This is a genomic window from Alteromonas sp. K632G, assembly GCF_017653625.1.
Classification (GTDB): domain Bacteria; phylum Pseudomonadota; class Gammaproteobacteria; order Enterobacterales; family Alteromonadaceae; genus Alteromonas; species Alteromonas naphthalenivorans.
This window is the reverse complement of the sequence record NZ_JAGGDM010000012.1, coordinates 155,890-163,736: the sequence shown is the minus strand read 5'-3', so window position 1 is coordinate 163,736 and position 7,847 is coordinate 155,890. Positions and strand designations below refer to the sequence as shown.

Sequence of the window (7,847 nt, the reverse complement as noted above, 5' to 3'; positions counted from 1 at the left end):
TTTTTCGGGTTTTCATATACACTCCAGTTGAGATAATTATCTCTTAACTGGGTGTGTGAATCTATTGGAGCACGTCACGCTTAGGTTTGGTGATTGTAATGACACTCATTAACTTACCTATCATGGTGGGATGCTTTACACCTATTTCAGAGAAATCCCTCATGAAATTCTTGAAGCGGCACGAATGGACGGCGCTGGCATTAAAGAAGAAATTTTTCACGTGTTACTACCAATCGCCTTACCCGGGATTGCGTCAACCTTGCTGCTAAACGTTATTTTGGCGTGGAATGAAGCCTTTTGGACACTCATTCTTACCGCCGCGAATGCAGCACCGTTAACTGCCTTTATTGCCAGTTATTCAAGCCCAGAAGGCTTATTTTACGCGAAATTATCAGCAGCCTCTGTGATGGCTGTGGTGCCAATCCTTATTCTTGGTTGGTTCAGTCAAAAACAATTAGTGCGCGGATTAAGTTTCGGCGCGGTTAAGTAGGAGTATTCCAATGGGAAGCATTACTTTAAAGCAAGTGACAAAAAGCTTTGGCGACGTAAATGTTATTAAACCGCTAGATTTACATATCCGTGACGGTGAATTCATTGTGTTCGTTGGGCCATCGGGCTGCGGTAAATCTACCTTACTTCGCATGATTGCAGGACTTGAAGATACGACTAGCGGCAACATTGATATTGACGGTGAAGACGCCACAAATATGCCGCCTGCCAAACGTGGTTTAGCCATGGTATTTCAGTCTTACGCGTTATACCCGCATATGTCTGTTCGCAGTAATATTGCGTTTCCGCTTAAGCGCGCAAAAGTAGCGCCTGCTGTGATTGACGAAAAAATTGAAAAAGCGGCTAAAATGCTGAACCTAACCGATTATCTTGATCGCAAGCCGGGTCAATTATCAGGTGGTCAGCGTCAGCGTGTGGCGATTGGCCGTGCTATTGTGCGCCAACCTTCGGCATTTTTGTTCGATGAGCCATTGTCTAACCTGGATGCTTCACTTCGAGTGAACATGCGCCTAGAAATATCAGAACTTCATAAAAGTTTAGATACCACCATGATTTATGTAACGCACGATCAGGTGGAGGCCATGACCATGGCCGATCGTATAGCGGTATTCAATGGCGGTATTATCGAACAAGTCGGCACGCCATTAGAGCTATATCAAAAGCCAGTTAACCGCTTTGTAGCTGGGTTTATTGGCTCGCCTAAAATGAATTTCATTGATGTGATGCCTAAAGCCGGCGACGATACACATGCCATAGGCGTGCGACCAGAACACTTAAAAATTACCCAAGAGCGAGGGTTGTGGTCAGGCAAGGTAGGTGTAGTGGAGCATCTTGGCTCAGAAACCTTTTTACATGTGCATGTAGAAGGTGCTGGTACGCTCACGGTTAAAGCTGACGGTGATTGTCCGGTGAGCTATGGCGATGTGGTCAACCTAACTGCCGCAGAAAGTAAAATTATGCATTTTGACAAGGATGGCGTAACCATTCCCTCACTTTCTTGGGGCGAAGAGCGTGTAGCATAATTCGTTTTTAGTTAATGTGCGGGTTATTGCATTCAACAATAGCCTGCACGTTTTTAAAGGACGAAAGATACAAGGATTATTAAATGGGTAGCAGTAAAACCTCCCTCGACACTACAGACATTGAACTTGTGATCTTCGACTGTGATGGCGTATTAGTCGATAGTGAAGTGCTGTGTAAACGGGTCATTATCGCCATGCTAGGCGACTTAGGTGTAGAGGTTACAAGCAACTACTTCGATACGTATTTTCTAGGCCAAAGTTACGAGTCTGCACAAAAGCAGATTTTAGCTGATTTCAATGTCATGCTTCCGGCTGAGTTTCGAGATAACTACCTAACTGCACTGTTAAAAGTGTTTGCTGAAGAGTTACAAACGACTCCCCAGTTAAATGATGTATTAGCGCATTTGAACGTGAAAAATTGTATTGCGACCAGCAGCAGTCCAGAGCGTGTGGCGTTTGCGCTAGAAACAACAGGTCTTCTTTCTTTTTTTGAAGGGCGCATTACCACAAGTACAGAAGTTGTAAATGGGAAGCCAGCCCCTGATATATTTTTACTTGCGGCATCGAAAGTAGGTGTTAAGCCTAAGCATTGTTTAGTTATTGAAGACTCAGAAGCGGGTATTCAAGGTGCACTAGCTGCCGATATGCAGGTGGTGAAATATACCGGCGCGAGTCATTTTAAAGGTGTACTGCCAATTAGCGCAGATAAGAATGAACCAATTAGCGCAGATAAGAATAAACCAATTGGCGCAGATAAGAATAAACCAATTAGCGCAGATAAGAAAAAAGAGGTACCGTCGATTTCTCATTGGTGTGAGTTTTTCAATCTTTACCCCAGCTTAAAAATAAGTGTTTAGGCAGGGCGTTTTTTTAAGAGTCGAGCGATCGAGACACCACATTTACGCTTAAATTACCCAAGCAGGCAGGGGATGAATGATCCTTTAACTGGCTTCTCGACTTTTCACTTCAGTGTTGTACAGTGCACCTGCTTTATCGACGAATAACATTATAAGGGCAGGTTATGACAACACTGATTGGCGGGAAAACAAAGGAAGAAGCACTGGGTAGTCTTTCAAATATGACTAGCGATGTAGCGCCTATTCAAAAAAGTGAATACTTATCTCGCATAGATAAAGCTCAGCAATATATGCAGCAAAATTGTATTGCTGCGCTGTACCTTAATGCCGGCACTAACTTATCTTACTTTACGGGCATGCAATGGTATGCCAGCGAGCGTTTAGTGGGCGCTATTCTTCCTGCCTCTGGCGATATTATCTACGTGGCACCTTATTTTGAAATTGACTCCCTTGAAGAGCGTAAACTCATCGAGGGTGACATTATTGGGTGGCAAGAGCATGAAAGCCCTTATGCACTGGTTGCTCGTTTAGTGGGTGAAATTGATACTGCTGGTGGCAAGAAAATCGCGGTAGATGAATCGACCCAATTTTTCGTTGTTGACGGGTTTAATAAGGCCCTTCCTGAAGGCGCCAGCATTATTAATGGCGCAGAGATTACTGCCCACTGCCGAATGCACAAATCGGTTAATGAGCTTGCGCTTATACAGCGTGCTATGGATATGACTCTCGCAGTGCATAAGGCTACAGCCAGTATGCTCTATACAGGGATTACTACCACAGAAGTAGAAGCCTTTATCAATGATGCTCACAAAAAAGTGGGTGCCAGTGGCAACTACTTTTGCATTGTACTTTTTGGTACAGCAACGTCATTTCCACATGGGGTAAAAGACCCGCAAGTATTGAAAGAAAACGATTTAGTACTTATTGATACCGGCTGCAAAGTTCATGGGTATCTATCTGATATTACGCGAACCTACTGCTTTGGTAAGCCAACAGCGAAACAAAAGGCGATGTGGGAAAGTGAAAAACGCGCGCAGTACGCAGCCTTTAATGCAGTAAAGCCAGGCCTACCCTGTGGAGATGTTGATAAGGCCGCGCGAGACAGCTTAGCGTCCGATGGCTTAGGCCCAGATTATAATCTACCAGGTTTACCCCATAGAACAGGGCATGGCATTGGTATGGATATTCACGAGTGGCCATACTTGGTGAAAGATAATCCACACCCCTTAGCACCAGGAATGTGCTTTAGCAATGAGCCCATGATAGTGGTTCCCAACGAGTTTGGTATTCGTTTGGAAGATCACTTTTATGTATCTGACACTGGCGCAGTGTGGTTCACTGAACCAAGCAAAGCTATCGATGAGCCTTTTTAAAAGCCATGTTTGCAGTGATTCGCTATGACAAGAATATTAGGTTCTGAATGTATTTGATATTGCAGGCTTATACGAGAATGATCTCCACTAGTACTCGTTTAGAGGCGTATTGCAGTTCGTTAGAGGAAAAAAGAAAAATCCAAGGCCAGGTAAATAAGGCCTGCTAGTATGAGGCGACTTGAGTGTTCAAATAAATTAGTGTATTTTTTGAACGATACTTTGGTGGCGTAAAAGCATGTATGGAAACTCCAAGCGTCTCTTTCATCAAAAGATCACTAGCTTTGCTATGTGGTTTCCCTTTCTTTATTTCTGTGCTTTATGTGTTTTCTTTTTCTGGATGGGCGGAAGAAAATACATTGCTTCCCACCGTGACAGTATCGGACGCTACCACGGCGAATTTCCAAGTAAGCCTTAATGAAAAAACAACGTTTAGAGTTATCCCTACGTCGGGTGTGACAGTGCTTATTAAAGCAACGCAATCAGCAGCAAATGTTCGCTTAGCGCTTTATGGCGATGAATATGAAACTAGCAAGCCCTTACTCACTCTTGATATTCCAGCCGCCTATAGACAACCTGAATACCTACTCTTCGATGCGAACGACTGTGTCATTTGTTACGTTGAAATAGATACTTCGGCATCATCGCCAACGCAAGGTCGCAGCGATATCTTATTTAGTGCAATTGGTACCGGATTGGATGCTCATAGGAATTTCTACAATGCCATTCAATTCGCTTCCTTAACGTGGTCTGCGGCAGAAAATCAGCTTGCAGAGATGGAGTATAAAGAAGCCTTACATGATGTGCGTTCGCACTATGAAAAAGCAGAGAATATTGCAACATCGTTAGAAGATCACTCTCTCATTGTTTTCAGTGCCTATATGCAATCCATAGTGAGCCACTACCTTGGAGAATACGACAATCAAGCTGATTTACTGAAACGTATTTTACAGCAGACATCTATTCCCCAATCCTACCTTATTAAAATTCATAATGACTTAGCGAGTCACTATATTTATGAAAAAGGTGAATTTGATACCGCGGTGGCGTACTTAAGCATTGTGTTCCACCATCTAAGTTCTGGGCACTATCCCTTGTTGTATGCAGAGGCGAAAGAGTTAGAAGCGTCAATAGAAATTGAAAAAGGAAGCTATTTAAATGCTGTAGCGGCCTTTGAAGAAACCAGCAAAATTTTCTTGGAACAAGGTGATGTGTCAAATGCTATTAAAAGCATGACCTCTTTAGGATGGCTGTTTTATCACACGGGCGATTTTAACAACGCCATGCAGCAATACGTTCTTGCCAAGAAATTAGCAACCCAAGTTTCAGATAACTACGCAATCACGAACTTGCATATCAAACTCTCGGGTGTGTATCGACAACTAGGCAATATCGAGCAAGCCAATCATCATGTTACACGGGCGCTAAAGCTAAGCGGTAGGTTTAAGCATGCATATTTAGATGCGTGGGCTAATGTAGAAAAAGCGAAGCTTCTGCAGGCAACGGGGCAGTATATCTATTCGAAGGATACGTTTGATATAGCAAAGCGCAGATTTTTTAAATTGAATGCCCCAAAGGGGGCGAGTGAAATCGACTTTTTTGTTGGTTTACTCAACATGCAACTTGGAGAGCATCAACAGGCGAAAGAGCGAATAGAGAGTTACTTGTTTAACACTGACGGAATTGCCACGGATTATGAGCATGCTATTGCTGCTTCAAATCTAGCGCATGCCCTTACGTTACTTGGTAGCAAAGATGAAGCAATGAAATATCAGCAAAATGCGTTAAATGTTCTGATGCAAACGCAAGATATTCGGTCAATCGGCTTAGCACAAATACAAATGGCCACGCTGCATGCATCCATGGGTAACATTAAAAGTGCTGAGACCTATTTTAACAAAGGAACGAGCAAACTTATTCAAACGCGCTCCACGTTGTCACAGTTAGAAAGTACATATGCCTATGCCAATGAAGTAGCCCATCTCGACCCAGTACTTGCACTACAAATAGGCCGTGATATTAGCAAGCAGATCAACGACATTTTTTCAAAAATAAAGCGAACCGATTTACGTAGGGGGTATTTCTCTACCTACCAGAAGGTGGTCAGTTTGCTGGTTCGTGTTGATAACTCACTTTCGGCAGAGCAGAGCTTATTACTTGCTGAGGGGGCGCGATCACGAACCATAGGGTACGGGCTTTACCGCGACAACAATACTAATAACGACATTCAACGTGAACAAAAAAAGCTCAATCAAAAACAGCAGGTGAAATTGATTGAGCTTAGTACACAAATTGAAACACAGCAGCGAAAACAGACCATCAGAGAAATACGGGTATTGTCAGAAGCGTTATATCAGCTTGAGAGTGACAATTATGTTGTTCCGCAGTCTACCGCTAAATTTTCGGCCAAATCATTGGCCCAACTTCAGCAGTCTTTAACAGAGCATGACGTGGTGTTATTTATTGATACCGCAGAAGTGGAGTCTAGGTTGTGGTTTATTGATCAGCAGCAGATTGTAAGCTTTAAGAGTGAACATGAGCGTTTTTTTAGTGAACGTGTGGGCGCTGTACTGAATGTGATATCGCAAAAACTGCCTTTGCGTAAAATGCGTAAAGAGGTGGCAGAGCTACGCAATACACTTTTTCCTAGCAATGCAGAGTATCTATTCAAAGGCAAAACGAATTTAATTGTAATACCGGATGGCGCGTTAACCCGTTTACCATTTTCATTACTGTCAACATCTTCCCCCGCGCAGAGCGGGTGGTCAGTAAGCTATCAACATTCTTTACAAAACATAGTAGATTCGAGAAGAGATAATTACGCTACGGCTGTGGATGAAGGCAGTATTCTTGTTGTGGCAGACCCTTTAATGAAGACTATGCCAAAAGACCAAAGCAGCCCGCTAGTCTATGGTTTTCAGTCTTCCTCATTGCCTTATACAGCAAAAGAGGCAAGTTACATAAACGAGTTCTCTGCTCAACCGATAACCCTTCTAAATAAAGGTAAAGCCAGTAAACAAGCGTTAGCAGAATTAGATTTATCTACCTTTAATATCTTACATATGGCGACACATGGGCTAGCAAATAATCAAGTGCCTGAATTGGGTGGACTCGTTTTATCAAACGCTTCAAGTGCCGACAATTTGCTGTTTGCCTCGGAAATCAGGCGGCTTAGGCTAAAGGCCCAACTTGTTGTGTTAAGTGGTTGCGAAACTACCCAAGGACACTTGATAGAGGGCGAAGGCATGCTTGGCTTAACCCGCGCCTTCATCGAAGCTGGAGCACATAGTGTTATAGGCAGTTTGTGGCAAGTACAAGATGATGCAACAGCGAAGCTGATAAAGGAGTTTTATCGTTATTTACTACAACACGAATTACCCATCTCTGAAGCATTAGAAAAAGCGAAAGTGGCGGTGAAAAATCACAAAAGAAAAAATGGAACTCGCCCGTGGCGATCGCCCTATTACTGGGCGGGATTTGTTCTGCATGGTAACGCGGCATGACTGAGTCTGAGAGCGATATTGCAGCCACTATCGTGAAAGGGATTTTAGCGGGAGATACTGCCGCAGAATTACAAATGATAGAGCGTTATGAAAGGGGGTTACGCTTTGTGCTTAGGCGAAAATGTCACGACCCTGATTTGGCTGAAGATATTAGCCAAGAAACGTGGCGCATCGTCATTGAACGTATTAGGAATAATGAACTACGAGATGCCACAAAGTTGTCAGCGTTTATTCTTCAGACGGCGAAAAATCAGCTACTGATGCATTTTAGAAAAAGTGACGTTAAGCGCCAACAAACGGGTATAGGGGAAGCGTTGGAGTCTGAGTATTCTGGCCCGTTAACACAATCGCCCGAGGATGTATTAGAACGACATAACTTGGGCTTGCTTGTTCAAACGGTTATTAAAGAGTTGAATACACCGAGAGATAGAGAATTACTCCATCGTTACTATATACATGAACAAGATAAAAGTCTGATTTGTAACGAACTAAATGTTAACGCTAAAAACTTCGACAATGTGCTTTATCGCTGCAAACAGCGGTTTAAAACGCTGTGGTTAGCGGTAATGGAAGATAACTGATATG

The 7,847-nt window shown here is 43.2% G+C and carries 5 protein-coding genes and 1 pseudogene; all 6 read left to right on the top strand.

Annotation, left to right across the window (positions count from 1 at the left end; genetic code table 11):
- Positions 1-74: 74 nt before the first annotated feature.
- Positions 75-490: pseudogene (locus tag J5X92_RS13235) on the top strand (carbohydrate ABC transporter permease); the annotation flags it as partial.
- A 10-nt stretch (positions 491-500) separates the two neighbouring features.
- Positions 501-1,532, top strand: a complete 1,032-nt coding sequence (locus J5X92_RS13230) for an ABC transporter ATP-binding protein (RefSeq protein ID WP_126873079.1) — start codon at positions 501-503, stop codon at positions 1,530-1,532.
- 83 nt (positions 1,533-1,615) lie between these two features.
- Positions 1,616-2,389 carry an HAD family hydrolase gene (locus J5X92_RS13225; RefSeq protein WP_126873080.1) on the top strand — a complete coding sequence of 258 codons (774 nt, stop codon included), beginning with the start codon at positions 1,616-1,618 and terminating at the stop codon, positions 2,387-2,389.
- A gap of 164 nt (positions 2,390-2,553) precedes the next feature.
- Entirely contained in the window at positions 2,554-3,762 is a 1,209-nt protein-coding gene (locus J5X92_RS13220) for a Xaa-Pro peptidase family protein (RefSeq protein WP_208805922.1), read from the top strand.
- A gap of 239 nt (positions 3,763-4,001) precedes the next feature.
- Positions 4,002-7,262: a CHAT domain-containing protein gene (locus J5X92_RS13215; protein WP_208805921.1), complete on the top strand. Its 3,261-nt coding sequence runs from the start codon at positions 4,002-4,004 to the stop codon at positions 7,260-7,262.
- Positions 7,259-7,843 (top strand): sigma-70 family RNA polymerase sigma factor, encoded by a 585-nt coding sequence (locus J5X92_RS13210; protein WP_208805920.1) that lies wholly within the window; start codon positions 7,259-7,261, stop codon positions 7,841-7,843. Before J5X92_RS13215 ends, J5X92_RS13210 begins: the two co-directional genes overlap by 4 nt.
- Positions 7,844-7,847 lie beyond the last annotated feature (4 nt).